General features: G+C 52.2%; 13 protein-coding genes. 2 read left to right on the top strand and 11 right to left on the bottom strand.

Annotated elements, in window-relative coordinates:
* Nucleotides 1-54 precede the first annotated feature (54 nt).
* The 11 genes from GF617_RS04940 to thpR form a co-directional block, all read right to left on the bottom strand.
* Nucleotides 55-798, bottom strand: coding sequence for a fimbrial chaperone (locus GF617_RS04940; RefSeq protein WP_203451211.1), 744 nt, complete (start codon nt 796-798; stop codon nt 55-57).
* A gap of 74 nt (nt 799-872) precedes the next feature.
* Nucleotides 873-1,463, bottom strand: coding sequence for a fimbrial protein (locus GF617_RS04935; protein ID WP_203451210.1), 591 nt, complete (start codon nt 1,461-1,463; stop codon nt 873-875).
* A gap of 289 nt (nt 1,464-1,752) precedes the next feature.
* On the bottom strand, nt 1,753-2,133 hold the full coding sequence (gene panD, locus GF617_RS04930; RefSeq protein ID WP_181622293.1) for an aspartate 1-decarboxylase: 381 nt from the start codon (nt 2,131-2,133) through the stop codon (nt 1,753-1,755).
* A 113-nt stretch (nt 2,134-2,246) separates the two neighbouring features.
* Entirely contained in the window at nt 2,247-3,101 is an 855-nt protein-coding gene (gene panC, locus GF617_RS04925) for a pantoate--beta-alanine ligase (RefSeq protein ID WP_181622294.1), read from the bottom strand.
* A gap of 11 nt (nt 3,102-3,112) precedes the next feature.
* Nucleotides 3,113-3,904 carry a 3-methyl-2-oxobutanoate hydroxymethyltransferase gene (panB, locus tag GF617_RS04920; RefSeq protein ID WP_181622295.1) on the bottom strand — a complete coding sequence of 264 codons (792 nt, stop codon included), beginning with the start codon at nt 3,902-3,904 and terminating at the stop codon, nt 3,113-3,115.
* Nucleotides 3,905-4,026: 122 nt separating this feature from the next.
* Nucleotides 4,027-4,506: a 2-amino-4-hydroxy-6-hydroxymethyldihydropteridine diphosphokinase gene (gene folK / locus GF617_RS04915; protein ID WP_181622296.1), complete on the bottom strand. Its 480-nt coding sequence runs from the start codon at nt 4,504-4,506 to the stop codon at nt 4,027-4,029.
* Nucleotides 4,503-5,900, bottom strand: coding sequence for a polynucleotide adenylyltransferase PcnB (gene pcnB, locus GF617_RS04910; protein WP_181623694.1), 1,398 nt, complete (start codon nt 5,898-5,900; stop codon nt 4,503-4,505). The genes folK and pcnB overlap by 4 nt, the downstream gene beginning before the upstream one ends.
* Nucleotides 5,901-5,951: 51 nt before the next feature.
* Complete coding sequence (gene gluQRS / locus GF617_RS04905; protein WP_203451209.1) at nt 5,952-6,842, bottom strand: tRNA glutamyl-Q(34) synthetase GluQRS; 891 nt, start codon at nt 6,840-6,842, stop codon at nt 5,952-5,954.
* Between the two features lie 61 nt (nt 6,843-6,903).
* Entirely contained in the window at nt 6,904-7,359 is a 456-nt protein-coding gene (gene dksA / locus GF617_RS04900; RefSeq protein ID WP_001155232.1) for an RNA polymerase-binding protein DksA, read from the bottom strand.
* Nucleotides 7,360-7,536: 177 nt separating this feature from the next.
* The gene (sfsA, locus tag GF617_RS04895; RefSeq protein WP_181622298.1) at nt 7,537-8,241 is read right to left on the bottom strand and encodes a DNA/RNA nuclease SfsA; all 705 of its coding nucleotides are present in this window, start codon (nt 8,239-8,241) and stop codon (nt 7,537-7,539) included.
* Nucleotides 8,231-8,785 (bottom strand): RNA 2',3'-cyclic phosphodiesterase, encoded by a 555-nt coding sequence (gene thpR / locus GF617_RS04890; protein ID WP_181622299.1) that lies wholly within the window; start codon nt 8,783-8,785, stop codon nt 8,231-8,233. The genes sfsA and thpR overlap by 11 nt, the downstream gene beginning before the upstream one ends.
* A 73-nt stretch (nt 8,786-8,858) precedes the next feature.
* Here thpR and hrpB point away from each other — a divergent pair, with 73 nt between their 5' ends.
* Together hrpB and mrcB are read left to right on the top strand one after the other, a co-directional pair.
* Complete coding sequence (hrpB, locus tag GF617_RS04885) at nt 8,859-11,288, top strand: ATP-dependent helicase HrpB (RefSeq protein WP_203451208.1); 2,430 nt, start codon at nt 8,859-8,861, stop codon at nt 11,286-11,288.
* 139 nt (nt 11,289-11,427) lie between these two features.
* A complete protein-coding gene (gene mrcB / locus GF617_RS04880) occupies nt 11,428-13,950 on the top strand; it encodes a bifunctional glycosyl transferase/transpeptidase (protein ID WP_181622301.1) in 2,523 nt (840 codons plus the stop codon).
* The last annotated feature ends 170 nt before the right edge of the window (nt 13,951-14,120 follow it).

The following is a 14,120-nucleotide window of genomic DNA, read 5'->3' as shown; positions in this document are numbered from 1 at the left end:
ATCCATCAGATGCCGGTTAATATTAACCGGCATAAATATTCGAGTTATTTATTATTAATTGACGGGAAAGTTGTGTTCTTCCATGCCGCCAAAATCATTTATTGAGGAATACTTCACTTTCCCACTGGTGATATTTGAAAGTCCTTTGACTTTCATTACTTCGCTAGAGAGAGGCTTAACAGAGTGGCTTTCCACTTCGTATTTTTTGCCATTCACTTCAAATTCAGCGCTGGCCAGAGAAACGTTATAAACCGCATCATTTTTGGCAACCAAAACCAAACCATCAGCGTTTTTTTGCTGTGACCATTTCAGGTTTTTCGCGGCCTCTTCCGGTGTGCCTTTCAGGCCATTCGGGCGGAAAAAGAGTTTAATTCGGGTGCGAAAAGCCAGTTGCAGCATGTTCTGGTTTTCTTCGGATTGCGCTTTTGGCGGAACCTCCAGCACGTTAAACCAGTACAGTGATTCACGGTCTTGTGGCATCGATGTGCCTAACCAGGTGACGCGGATTGACTGGCCTTTTCGGGCATCGACGCGGGTTACTGGAGGGGTGATCACAAACGGGAGTTTTAACTCTTGTGGGTCCACGGTATCACGCCCATCGTCCAGCCATGACTGTACAAGAAGAGGGTGATTACCTTTATTTTCAAGATTAACAATCACGTCTTTGGCTGATTCCGGGTAAATAACCCGAGTACCTGAAATAACAATATCAGCGTTAGCCTGAGCGGTTATTATGCAGCCAAGCATAAATACCAGCGTTTTCATTCCATTGCTTATTTTTGCATTACGCAGTCGCATATCCACTCCAGGATAATTGAGATGAAATAACGTCCGCCGAAGGGCGGACGTATTTTAAGATGAATAATCGATGATTATTCGTAGCTCATGGTGAAGAAGGCGTTAGCCGTTACTTTACCTGCAGTTACTGGGTTGCTGTCTTTAACCCATGCAGAGCCAGGGACATAGGCCACACGGTAGTACAGATTGCCAGAACCATTGGTCACGTCAGCAACCTGCGAGTTGTTTGCTGGTTGGCCAACCATGACGCGGTCAGTGTTGGAAGAAGAGTTGTTAAACATCGCCAGGCTGACGTTGGTGGCAGAGCCAGAAACGTTTGAATCCGGGTCGATCGTGCCGTTACCAATGGAGCCCATGTTTTTAGACATGAACACTGCAGACGCTTTTTTCACTTGAGCTGGGCATTTAGTCAGCATCAGTTCAAAGTTTTTAGAACCCACACCTTTATCAATGGTCGTGCCTTCAACGTCCGATTTTTTCACGACTGGCAGGGTGATCGTGATGTTGTTGGTGTCTTCACCGTTATTGGTGGTGATAACACAAGTGGTGTCCGTTACTGCGCCGTCAAACGTGATCAGACCAATATCGGTATCAGCGAAGGAAGCGGCAGAACTAAAAGCCATAACTACAGCAGCGGCAGTCATGCTAATTTTTTTCAGTGACATAACAAATTCCATGTTAATTGAAGATTTTTAAAGCTGGGGTTTCTCAGCGGGAGGGATTCTAGAACTAAAATTATATTTACAATTGTTATAAATAATTAATTTTGAATGTAGCTATTCTTTATTTATTTATGTATCAATGGGATAGGGTTGGTTTGGCAGGATGGATAAATTCTTAAAAAATAAAAATCATTAGGGAGGTATATAGATTTTTTAAAACTAATAAGGTAGATAATTAATATTATATCAAGACCCGAAATATTAGTGTAAATAATATTTCGGGTCGATTTTATTATGCGACCTGAACCGGAATAGCTTTCGCGGTACGTTTCATTTCGTTATCGCCTTCAAAGTACGCCACTTTTGGCTGCCAGCGATGTGCTTCTTCATCAGACATCATCACGAAACTGGCAATAATAACGATATCACCCACGTTCGCGCAGTGCGCGGCAGCGCCGTTAACGGAGATAATTTTAGAACCGCGTTCCGCCGCTATGGCATAAGTGTAGAAGCGATTGCCATTGGTGACATTCCAGATATCAATGGCTTCATTTTCAAGAATACCCGCCGCATCGAGAAAATCCTGATCGATCGCGCAGGAGCCTTCGTAATGCAGGTCTGCCTGAGTGACTTTCACACGGTGAAGCTTACCTTGCAGCATTTTGCGAATCATTACGTCTACCTTTAATCATCATGCTTTGCCCTCTCGCAGACGACAGGGCAGGGTGAAGGGAACAATTCCCAAGGCAAATATGGGCGCAGTATTGCCCGATTTTTAGCCGATGTCTACTTCGCCAGTTCAACCACTTTATTGTCGATCAGACGCGCCTGGCCGAGCCATGCAGCCACCAGAATGACCGCTCGTTTGCTGGCTTCGGTGAACTCCAGCAGCGTATCCGCATCACGAATTTGGACATCATCAGAGCGGAAACCTTTATCGTTTAATGCCTGCTCAGCAAGAGCGACAATCTCTTCTGCCGTCAGTTCTTTCGCCAGAAGCTGTTCAGCCATGGTATTCATTACTTTGCTTAACCCTGGCGCAATTTTGCGCTGGTCAGCCGTCAGATAACCATTGCGGGAGCTGAGTGCCAGACCGTCTTTAGCACGCACAATCGGGACGCCCACGATCTCGATGTCATAGCCCATATCGGCCACCATCTTGCGAATCAGCGCCAGTTGCTGGAAGTCTTTCTCACCAAAACAGGCCACATCGGGTTGAACCAGGTTGAAAAGCTTGCTGACAATCGTTGAGACACCACGGAAATGCCCTGGGCGACTTGCGCCTTCCAGCATGGTCGAAATCCCTGGGACATCCACATAGGTCGACTCTTCGGTTCCCTGAGGATAAACATCAGCCGGAGCCGGAGAGAAGACGATATCCGCATGGCGTTTTTTGAGCTTCTCGCAATCTTCCTGAAGAGTGCGCGGGTAGCGAGCCAGATCGTCAGCCCGATCAAACTGCATGGGGTTCACAAAGATACTGACTACCACGATATCGGCACGGGCTTTTGCCTCGTCAACCAGTTTCATATGGCCGTCATGGAGGTTTCCCATGGTTGGAACCAGTGCGATACGTTTACCTTCCTGGTGCGCACGACGAATGTGCTGGCGCAGCAACGGCAGGGTTTCAATGATTAGCACAACAAGACTCCTTAATGGAAACTGTGTTCTTCGCCCGGATAAACTCCGGATTCAACCTCGTCAATATACTGCCTGACCGCAGCGCGCATGTCGCCCGCCGTGCTAAGGAAGTTTTTGGCGAATTTAGGGATATGCCCACCAGTAATGCCAAACGCGTCGTGCATCACCAGAATCTGACCGTCTGTGACGTTACCTGCGCCAATCCCAATTACCGGAATTGAAAGTGCATCGGTAACGCGTTGCGCCAGCTCTACCGGCACACACTCCAGCACCAGGAGCTGGGCGCCTGCGGCTTCAAGCGCCAGCGCATCATCCAGCAGGGTCTGCCCGGCATCACCGCGACCTTGCACTTTATAGCCGCCGAAAATATTGACGGATTGTGGGGTTAAACCCAGATGCCCACAAACAGGTACGGCGCGCTCAGTAAGCATTTTCACCGTATCCACAAGCCAGGAACCGCCTTCTATTTTGACCATGTTCGCCCCTGCGCGCATAACGATCGCCGCATTTTCAAAGGCTTGTTCTGGTGTGGCGTAAGCCATGAACGGCAAATCGGAAAGAAGCAGGCAGGCAGGCGCGCCACGGCGTACCGCGTGCGTGTGATAAGCGATATCCTCAACCGTTACGGGCAGAGTGGAGTCATGTCCTTGTACCGTCATCCCTAACGAATCGCCGACCAGCATGACGTTAATCCCTTCTTCGGCAAAGAGTTTGGCGAAGCTGTAGTCATATGCCGTGATCGTCGCGAAGCGTTTCTTTTCCTGTTTGCATTTCTGCAGTAAGGCGATGGTGGTTGGTTTCATACTGTTTCCTGATAGCTCAAAGCGAATCTTTGCGCATTCTAACAGTAACATTCGAGGGAACAATGATTTTAGGCAATCGATTAACCACAAATATTTCATGGTGAATCAACAAAAAAACAGGATTACCAGCGGGCGGGTTTTTCGGCGTTAAGACGGTCTAAAACAGTCTTCAGAGAATCACCGTCAGGGAAGCGGAGATCGGGGGCGACTTCAAAGAGTGGCCAGAGCATGAAACCACGGTTTTTCATGTCGTAATGGGGGATTGTCAGGCGTTCGGTATGAATAGTCTGATCGCCAAATAGCATGATATCAAGGTCGAGCGTACGTGGTCCCCAGCGTTCAGCTTTGCGCACACGACCTTGCTGTAATTCGATACGTTGGGTGTGATCCAGAAGCGTGTCGGCATCAAGTGCTGTCTCTAGCACAACAGCGGCATTGAGGTAGTCAGGCTGATCCTGAGGCCCCAGCGGTGGTGTGCGATAAAAAGACGATACAGTAACGACACGGCTCTGTGGGATCTCACTCAGCGCCTGCACGGCAGCATTGACCTGCTCCAGGGGAGAAGCAAGATTGCTGCCGATGGCTATCCAGGCGAGAGTCATGCACTGCCTTCACGGCGTGGCGCACGTTTACGCGGGCGGCGGTGACGACGGCGAGTTTCTGGCTCTTCATCCAGATTGGTCAGCATGCCTTTTTGCTCTGGCGGCGCAGAGACCTGGAATTCACCCCACCATTTCACCAGCTTTTGCAGTTCCTGGTTGTTTTCAATCTCGGCACGCAGTGCCATCAGATCGTAAGCGGCACGGAATTTCGGATGTTCCATCAACTTCCAGGCACGTTTACCCTGACGGCGAGACATGCGCAGCTGTAGCTGCCAGATATCACGCACCAGAGTGGTAATACGTTTCGGAATGGCCAGCGTGCGACAGGCTTCGTCCAGAACGTCATTTGCCGCAAGTGCAAACGCGTCGTAATACGCCAGCCCACTCTCCTGAGCAATCTTTTGTGCGGTTTCCAGAAGCGGATACCAGAACATGGCTGCAAACAGGAACGCAGGATTAACACGCATATCGTTGTGCAGACGCGTGTCGGTATTCTTCAGCACCTGCGCAATCATACGTTCCATCGGACTGTCGCTGCTTTCAGTAAAGTAGCGAGTGATCGTCGGGAACAGTGGCTGGAACAGGCTGTATTCACGTAGCAAGGTATAGGTTTCAAACCCATAACCGGCTTGCAACAGCTTCAGCGTCTCTTCGAACAGACGGGCCGGAGGAACATCGTTAATCAGCGTTGCCAGACGCGGGATTGGCTCGGCGGTTTCCGGGCTAATACGCATGTTCAGCTTTGCGGCAAAGCGCACAGCACGCAACATACGTACAGGATCTTCTCGATAACGTGTTTCCGGTGTACCGATCAGACGAATCAGTCCCGCTTTCAGATCCTGCATTCCACCAACGTAATCACGCACGGTGAAATCGGCAACGCTGTAATAGAGACTGTTGATCGTGAAATCGCGACGCTGGGCATCTTCTTCAATCGAACCAAAGATATTATCGCGCAGTAACATCCCGTTTTGGCCACGCTGGGAAGTCGTGCGATCGGTCGTACTGCCTTCGTGATGTCCACGGAAAGTGGCAACTTCAATAATTTCAGGCCCAAACATGACGTGGGCGAGACGGAAACGACGGCCAACAAGGCGGCAGTTACGGAATAATTTGCGTACCTGCTCAGGGGTGGCGCTGGTCGTTACGTCGAAATCTTTCGGTTTTTTGCCTAGCAATAAATCGCGGACACCGCCGCCCACGAGGTAAGCCTCGTAGCCTGCTTTATTCAGACGATAAAGTACCTTGAGGGCATTTTCACTGATATCTTTGCGGGAAATATTGTGCTGCTCACGCGGAATAACCGACATATGGGATTGCGCAATGACGTCATCCGCCATGCTCTCTTCGCGGCTTAGCACCTTACGGCAAAAATTAGCGACTCGGGTAAAAATAGTACACCTCGTAGTGTGTTTTATTTGTCAGGACAAAAAAATAGCGGCTAATCATAGCTCAGCACAAGGCATTTGAGAATGCTGGATTTTAGGCACAGCCGCGAGCGACCAGCTTTTGGCTGCCATTCTCAGTAATTCATCAACGCCTAAATCGTGCCATTCACCTGTTACATTTTGGTTGAGAAATCGCAATGCGTCGATCAAAACAGGGCGCGGATCGCCGTCAGGTAGAGCTGGAGCGTGGTTCTGCTTCGACAATTTATTGCCTTGCTCATTAAGCGCCAGCGGCAGGTGGATGTAGTCCGGTGCTTGCCACCCGAAGTGCTGATACAACGATATTTGTCGTACGGTGGGTTCAATAAGGTCTGCGCCGCGCACGATTTCCGTTACGCCCTGAAAATGATCGTCAACGACCACGGCCAAATTATAGGCAAATAAGCCGTCGCGACGATGAATAATAAAATCTTCCTGTGCCAGGCGAGCATCGGCCTGAATGTTACCAGACAGTCGATCGTTAAAATGCATAACCGGATGATGTTGCTGCAACCGTACGGCGGCATTTTCCGGCCCGTTATGCGCTGAACGACAGTGACCATCATACACGCCGCCAACGCTCTGGATGCGCGCACGGGTACAGGTGCAGTAGTAGGAAAGTCCTTGTTCATAGAGCCATGCCAGACGTTCCCGGTAGGCATCGTGACGTTTAGACTGCCAGAGTATGTCGCCGTCCCAGTGAAGACCGTAATGTTCCAGCTGACGCAGAATAGCCTCTGCAGCACCGGGAACTTCACGCGGGGGATCAATATCTTCTATGCGGACACGCCAGATACCGTGATTTGCCCGGGCCTGTAGGTAGCTGCCAAGCGCAGCAATCAGGGAGCCGAAATGTAATTCACCAGAAGGGGATGGCGCGAAGCGCCCAATATAGTGTGATTCAGACATATCAACAGTAACAAGGCGGGAGAAAACTCCCGCCTTTGTGAACGTTATGACAGGGCAGGGATTAACCGGCCATCTGTTTTTCGCGAATTTCTGCCAGCGTTTTACAGTCGATGCAAAGATCGGCAGTTGGACGCGCTTCCAGGCGACGAATACCAATTTCAACACCGCAGGATTCGCAGTAGCCGAAATCTTCGTCCTCAACCTTTTTCAGCGTTTTTTCGATCTTTTTGATCAGTTTGCGTTCGCGGTCACGGTTACGCAGTTCGAGGCTGAACTCTTCTTCCTGAGCGGCACGGTCTACCGGGTCCGGGAAGTTAGCAGCTTCATCCTGCATATGTGTAACGGTGCGATCGACTTCATCCCTGAGTTGATTACGCCATGCTTCAAGAATACGCTTGAAGTGCGACAGCTGGGCTTCGTTCATATACTCTTCGCCCGGCTTCTCCTGGTATGGCTCCACCCCAGCGATGGCGAGAATACTCAGGGACGATGTTTTACGGTTTTGCCCTTCTTGCATGTTGCTTCTCCTTAACACGCACTATCGATCCCCGTGTTGGGGGAAAAATCAGGTCGCTATAAATAGCAGATGCTTTTCCGTATGGCAATTATCTATACGTAACACTTGACAAGCCTGTGAGGAAAAGCGTATTTGCGCACGCGGCCAGAACACCAAATAATCAATCGTCTACCTTCCTTATAACACGATCGGAAGGGTCGATCTCAGAGTCATATTATCGGCAGAAAGTTCCGCTTTATAAGCGAAAACCTCTACCCCCTGCTTATGTGCCTCATTCAACAGTTGCGCGTATTTTGGGTCAATATGGCGGGCAGGAGAAAATCGTTCAATTGCTGAGTGCAATACTGCAAACAGCAACACGGCGCGTTTGCCCGCCGCCGCTACACTCATCAACTCTCGCAGATGCTTCTGGCCACGTAGCGTTACTGCATCTGGAAAGTAGCCATTTTCCTGTTCTGCTAACGTCACTGATTTTACTTCAATATAGCACTCAGGTCGTTCTTCCGCCTGTAGCATAAAGTCAATTCTGCTCCCTTCCTCGCCATATTTCACTTCACTTTTTAAGCTGCTGTAACCGGCGAGTTCAGGAATAATCTCGTCAATAAGAGCTTCCTTAACCAGTTGATTTGCCCGCAATGTATTGACACAAATAAAGGCGTCTTGCTGGGTTTGTGTCATCTCCCAGGTATGAGGATATTTACGTTTAGTATTTTCTGATGTGGAATACCAGATCGTGTCACCCGGCGTCGCGCAACCTGTCATCGCACCCGTATTAGGGCAATGCAGTGTCAGCGTTTCGCCATCAGGAGTTACTACATCAGCAAGAAAGCGCTTGTAGCGTTGAATCAATGTGGCGTGTTGTAAGGCAGGGCTAAACTTCATCGGGATTCCTTAAGGTGTCGCCCAGCGTCCAGCGCTGTAACGGGGTGTATCGGGTGCGTCCTTGTCTAAAAACAGATTCGTATAGCGCGAACGCTTTCACTGGAAAGACCCAGTGAAAGCCAGGCGGCGGAATAGCAACGGCCTGGCCGGCGTCGCGCAACAAGGTGATATGAGGGTGAAACGGCTGCGGGTTTTGATAACACCCACTGCGCGCCGCCTGAGCGCGCAGCATATTCGCCAGTTGTAATAATCCACGAGGTGGCTGTCGCGTCCCGAGCCAGACCACGCGGGAGCGTAACCACTGTCCGGCATCATCCAGGTGCAGCGTAAAGCCAGGCTGGGAAATGCGTCCGGCCATTGTGGCCAGAGCGCGTTGCTTTTCGGCACTGACGTCGCCTAAAAAAGCCAGTGTCAGATGCAGGTTTGCGGCCGCCACAGGGCGACCTGCCTCGGCGGGAAAGTGGTCGGCGCGCCAGCGGACGATTTGCCGCTGTATCGTGGCGGGCATCTCAATGGCGAAAAACAGTCGTTTCGACTCAGGCATACGGGGGACTCGGTAATGATATGCGCCGATGCTACAATGTACGCCGACGAATGTTAACCCTCTGGAGTTGTTAGTGTCCTCATTGCCGGTCGCCGTTGTCCTTCCTGAGCTACTCGCTGCCCTACAACATGCCCCGCAGGTTTTGCTTAATGCGCCTACAGGAGCCGGTAAATCGACCTGGCTGCCGTTGCAGATCCTGAAAGACGGGAATATCCACGGGAAAATTATCCTTCTGGAACCGCGCAGGCTAGCCGCGCGTAACGTGGCGCAGCGCCTTGCTGAACTGCTGAATGAGAAGCCCGGCGAAACAGTCGGCTACCGCATGCGCGCTGAAACCTGTGTGGGCCCGTCCACGCGGCTGGAAGTGGTGACGGAGGGTATTCTCACCCGGATGTTGCAAAACGATCCTGAGCTGACCGGTGTCGGTCTGGTGATTCTGGATGAATTTCATGAGCGGAGTTTACAGGCCGACCTCGCGCTGGCGTTGTTGCTGGATGTACAGCAGGGGCTGCGTGACGATCTCCGCCTCCTGATTATGTCGGCAACGCTGGATAACGCACGCTTACAGCAAACATTACCTGATGCGCCCGTTATCACCTCTGAAGGCCGCGCTTTCCCGGTAGAGCGTCGCTATCAATCTCTGCCAACCCACCCGCGCTTTGACGAGGCCGTCGCCATGGCTACGGCGGAGCTGTTACGTCAGGAATCCGGTTCGTTGCTGCTGTTTTTACCTGGTGTTGGGGAGATCCAGCGGGTGCAGGAGCACCTGGCATCCCGTGTGGGCCGTGATGTTACGTTGTGTCCACTCTACGGCGCGTTATCGCTGAATGAACAGCGTAAGGCGATCCTGCCTGCGCCTGCCGGAATGCGCAAAGTGGTACTGGCGACGAATATCGCTGAAACCAGTTTAACCATCGAAGGTATTCGTCTGGTGGTTGATACTGCGCAGGAGAGAGTCGCCAGCTTTGATCCTCGTACCGGCCTGACGAAACTCCTGACTCAACGGATAAGCCAGGCCTCAATGATCCAGCGTGCCGGTCGTGCCGGACGACTCGAATCGGGGATCTGCTTGCATTTGATCGGCGCTGAGCAAGCTGAACGTTCAGCATTGCAGAGTACTCCTGAGATTTTACAAAGCGATCTCGCCAGCCTGGTCATGGATCTGTTGCTGTGGGGCTGCCCGGATCCTTGTCAGCTCACCTGGCTCAATCCGCCGCCAGAAGTTAATCTTGCGGCTGCACGCGGTTTGCTTGCGCGGCTTGGTGCGCTGGAGGGCGATCGTCTGTCATCACGTGGGCAAAAGATGGCGGCGATGGGCAATGAGCCGCGCCTGGCGGCAATGCTGGTGGCCGCACAATCGGATGACGAAAAAGCCACAGCGGCAAAACTGGTCGCCATTCTTGAAGAGCCTCCTCGGAGCGGGAACAGCGACCTGATGGCCGCATTTTCGCGCAACCAGCCTAACTGGCAGCAGCGGGCGCAGCAGCTGTTGAAACGGCTTAATAGCCGGGGGGGAATGCCAGACAGCAATAATATCGCGAATCTTCTGGCGCAGGCTTTCCCGGACAGGATTGCACGTCGGCGTGGGTTGGACGGGCGCTACCAACTGGCAAATGGTATGGGTGCGATGCTGGACAGTGATGACGCGTTAACGCGCCACGAATGGCTCATTGCTCCGCTATTATTGCAGGGCAGTCATTCCCCGGATACGCGCATCCTGCAAGCCATTGCCGTTGATATCGAGGGGCTCACCCGCGCTTGCCCGCAATTGCTTGAGCAATCTGATACGGTGGAGTGGGACGATGCGCAAGGGACGCTGAAAGCTTTTCGTCGTAGCCAGATTGGTAAACTGACGTTGAATGTGAAGCCGCTGGCGAAGCCTTCAGAAAACGAGTTGCACCAGGCGATGCTGAACGGCATTCGGGAAAAAGGGCTGAGTGTGCTGGGCTGGACACCGGAAGCGGAACAGTATCGACTTCGCCTGCACTGCGCCTCGCGTTGGTTGCCTGAATATACCTGGCCTGACGTCAGTGATGATGCCTTGCTGGCGACGCTTGAGAGGTGGCTATTGCCGCAAATGAGCGGTGTACATTCGTTACGAGCCCTGAAAGCACTGGATGTGAAGACGGCGTTACAAAATTTACTCGACTGGTCATTGCGTCAACGTCTGGATAGTGAACTGCCAGGGCATTACACTGTGCCGACCGGAAGCCGGATTGCCATTCGTTATCACGAAGATAATCCGCCTGCGCTGGCTGTACGTATGCAGGAGATGTTTGGTGAGGCGACAACGCCGTCTATTGCCGAAGGGCGTATTCCTTTGGTGCTGGAACTGCTGTCTCCTGCTCATCGGTCACTGCAAATTACGCGTGATTTACGTGCGTTCTGGGCAGGAAGCTATCGTGACGTGCAAAAAGAGATGAAGGGGCGTTACCCCAAACACGTCTGGCCGGACGATCCGGCAAATACTGCGCCGACAAGGCGGACGAAGAAATATTCTTAGTGGGTGCGGCCTGATGCCCTCACCCCGGCCTTCTCCCACAGGGAGAGGGGGAAACCAATTTTGAGAGATTTCTTCTTTCACGGTGATGTGGAAGAAAAGAGAATCTGGCCTTTGCGCCTGAATGTTGCGGAGAAAAAGCATGGCGGGGAATGACCGCGAGCCAATAGGACGTAAGGGAAAACCTGCGCGTCCGGCAAAAGAAAAGGTGAGTCGTCGTCGTAGTGATGAGGATTACGACGATGACTATGAAGATGATTATGAGGATGAAGAACCTATGCCACGTAAAGGAAAAGGCAAAGGGCGTAAGCCTCGCGGTAAACGCGGCTGGTTCTGGCTGCTGCTGAAGCTGTTTATTGTTTTTGTTGTTTTGATGGCTATTTACGGCGTCTATCTGGATCAAAAGATCCGTAGCCGTATCGACGGAAAAGTCTGGCAATTACCGGCGGCGGTTTATGGCCGTATGGTGAACCTTGAGCCGGATATGTCCATCACAAAGAACGAAATGGTGAAACTGCTGGAGGCCACTCAGTATCGTCAGGTGTCGAAGATGACGCGTCCTGGTGAGTTTACTGTTCAGGCGAAAAGCATTGAGATGATCCGTCGTCCATTTGATTTCCCGGACAGCAAAGAGGGGCAGGTGCGTGCGCGTCTGACCTTCGATGGCGATCATCTTGAAACCATCGAGAACATGGACAACAACCGTCAGTTCGGGTTCTTCCGTCTCGATCCGCGTCTGATCACCATGCTCTCTTCTGCCAATGGCGAGCAGCGTCTGTTTGTGGCGCGTAACGGTTTCCCGGATCTGCTGGTGGATACCCTGCTGGCAACGGAAGACCGTCATTTCTATGAGCATGACGGTATCAGTCTTTACTCCATTGGCCGTGCGGTGCTGGCAAACCTGACCGCCGGGCGTACGGTGCAGGGGGCGAGTACGCTGACGCAGCAGTTGGTGAAAAACCTGTTCCTCTCCAGCGAGCGCTCATACTGGCGTAAAGCGAACGAAGCCTACATGGCCGTGCTGATGGATGCGCGTTACAGCAAAGATCGTATTCTTGAGCTGTATATGAACGAGGTGTACCTCGGTCAGAGCGGCGATAACGAGATCCGCGGTTTCCCGCTGGCGAGCCTTTATTACTTTGGACGTCCGGTGGAAGAGTTGAGCCTTGACCAGCAGGCACTGCTGGTTGGTATGGTGAAAGGGGCCTCAATCTATAACCCGTGGCGTAACCCGAAACTGGCGCTGGAACGTCGTAACCTGGTTCTGCGTCTGCTGCAACAGCAGCAGGTCATCGACCAGGAGCTTTACGACATGCTGAGCGCGCGTCCGCTGGGTGTGCAACCGCGCGGTGGGGTGATCTCTCCACAGCCTGCATTTATGCAAATGGTCCGCCAGGAGTTGCAGAGTAAGCTGGGCGATAAGGTGAAAGATCTCTCTGGCGTGAAGATCTTTACCACCTTCGATTCTGTTGCCCAGGATGCAGCTGAAAAAGCGGCGGTCGACGGAATTCCGGCACTGAAGAAACAGCGTAAGCTGAGCGACCTTGAAACCGCTATGGTTGTGGTTGACCGTAATACGGGGGAAGTGCGCGCCATGGTGGGCGGTGCGGAGCCACAGTTTGCGGGCTACAACCGGGCCATGCAGGCACGTCGCTCTATCGGTTCTCTGGCGAAGCCAGCAACCTATCTCACGGCGCTGAGCCAGCCAAATCAGTATCGCCTGAATACCTGGATTGCCGATGCGCCGCTCGCGCTGCGTCAGCCTAACGGTCAGGTATGGTCGCCACAGAACGATGATAAGCAGTTCAGTGGACAGGTTATGTTGGTGGATGCGCTGACCCGCTCCATGAACGTACCAACGGTAAATCTGGGGATGGCGCTTGGCCTGCCTGCGATTACCGATACCTGGCAGAAACTGGGTGTGCCGAAAGATCAACTGAACCCGGTTCCTGCCATGATCCTCGGCGCATTGAACCTGACGCCAATTGAAGTCGCTCAGGCGTTCCAGACCATCGCCAGCGGTGGTAATCGCGCGCAATTGTCGGCATTACGTTCGGTAATTGCTGAAGATGGTTCCGTGTTGTACCAGAGCTTCCCGCAGGCGGAGCGTGCTGTTCCGGCTCAGGCCGCCTACATGACACTGTGGACCATGCAGCAGGTTGTTCAGCGTGGTACGGGGCGTCAATTGGGAGCGAAGTACCCAGGATTGCATCTGGCAGGTAAAACCGGGACCACCAATAACAACGTGGATACCTGGTTTGCCGGTATCGATGGTCGTGAAGTGGTGATTACCTGGGTGGGACGCGATAATAACCAGCCGACCAAACTCTATGGTGCAAGTGGGGCAATGTCGATTTACCAGCGTTATCTGGCAAATCAGTCCCCGGTTCCGCTGAATCTGGTCGCACCTGAAGATGTCGTAGATATGGGCGTGGATGAGGCGGGTAACTTTGTTTGCGGCGGTGGTGTGCGTTCGCTGCCGGTCTGGACGACCAACCCAGACTCGCTGTGCCAGCAAAGTCAGCCTCAGCAGCCGACAGGCAATCCGTTTGATTCATCTTCTCAACAACAGCCGCAGCAGCAACAGCAGCCGCAGCAACAAAATGAGAAGAAAGACAGCGACGGTGTTGCAGGCTGGATCAAAGATATGTTCGGCGGAAACTAATCTGCCTCTGACCCCCTTCTGCGGAAGGGGGTTCTCTTCACCAGTAACACACATATCCCTAACCAAAATACCATCACTTCTTAACCCTACGTTTTCTCTTGTTTAATTCTTAAACCCTCAATTCTCGTAGGGGCGTATATCACTTGCTATGCCTTTTATGTTTCGCATAA

The sequence above is a fragment of the Lelliottia sp. RWM.1 genome (assembly GCF_016859735.1).
Taxonomy (GTDB): domain Bacteria; phylum Pseudomonadota; class Gammaproteobacteria; order Enterobacterales; family Enterobacteriaceae; genus Enterobacter.
Note: the sequence above shows the minus strand (reverse complement) of the source record. Positions and strands in the feature narration are given on the sequence as shown.

Excerpts from the sequence above, each read along its gene's own strand:
- GF617_RS04940 (WP_203451211.1), bottom strand. The coding sequence starts at position 798 with ATGCGACTGCGTAATGCAAAAATAAGCAATGGAATGAAAACGCTGGTA.
- GF617_RS04935 (WP_203451210.1), bottom strand. The coding sequence starts at position 1,463 with ATGTCACTGAAAAAAATTAGCATGACTGCCGCTGCTGTAGTTATGGCT.
- panD (WP_181622293.1), bottom strand. The coding sequence starts at position 2,133 with ATGATTCGCAAAATGCTGCAAGGTAAGCTTCACCGTGTGAAAGTCACT.
- panB (WP_181622295.1), bottom strand. The coding sequence starts at position 3,904 with ATGAAACCAACCACCATCGCCTTACTGCAGAAATGCAAACAGGAAAAG.
- folK (WP_181622296.1), bottom strand. The coding sequence starts at position 4,506 with ATGACTCTCGCCTGGATAGCCATCGGCAGCAATCTTGCTTCTCCCCTG.
- gluQRS (WP_203451209.1), bottom strand. The coding sequence starts at position 6,842 with ATGTCTGAATCACACTATATTGGGCGCTTCGCGCCATCCCCTTCTGGT.
- dksA (WP_001155232.1), bottom strand. The coding sequence starts at position 7,359 with ATGCAAGAAGGGCAAAACCGTAAAACATCGTCCCTGAGTATTCTCGCC.
- sfsA (WP_181622298.1), bottom strand. The coding sequence starts at position 8,241 with ATGAAGTTTAGCCCTGCCTTACAACACGCCACATTGATTCAACGCTAC.
- thpR (WP_181622299.1), bottom strand. The coding sequence starts at position 8,785 with ATGCCTGAGTCGAAACGACTGTTTTTCGCCATTGAGATGCCCGCCACG.
- mrcB (WP_181622301.1), top strand. The coding sequence starts at position 11,428 with ATGGCGGGGAATGACCGCGAGCCAATAGGACGTAAGGGAAAACCTGCG.